The following is a 290-nucleotide window of genomic DNA, read 5'->3' on the forward strand; positions in this document are numbered from 1 at the left end:
GGCGACCATCGAGATCACCGAGGGCGTATCGGCACCCGCCATGGCCGCCCAGACGCGGGGCATCGGGGCGCCAGCGCGCTCGTCGGCGCGGAAATCAATAGCGGAAAAGGCAATCGAGGCGGGAATCACCAGTCCGCCAATCGCGGCCATTGCGGCCAAAGCGAGGGTGCGGTTACCGGACATCTGTTTCACCTTGCGTATTCGTTTCAGTTGCATTGAAAACGCGCGCCTTGCGGGAAAAGTTCCGGCTTTCCGCCTCAGGACCAGTTGCGGCAGATTCTCAGCCGGGC

The 290-nt window shown here is 63.1% G+C and carries 1 protein-coding gene; it reads right to left on the bottom strand.

Annotated elements, in window-relative coordinates:
• The coding region (locus tag Q5762_RS37865) for a hypothetical protein (protein ID WP_315896850.1) at positions 1–216 on the bottom strand (216 nt) is incomplete at its 3' end.
• Positions 217–290: the final 74 nt, after the last annotated feature.

Origin of the sequence: Streptomyces sp. P9(2023) (assembly GCF_032436795.1) — a bacterium.
Lineage (GTDB): Bacteria > Actinomycetota > Actinomycetes > Streptomycetales > Streptomycetaceae > Streptomyces.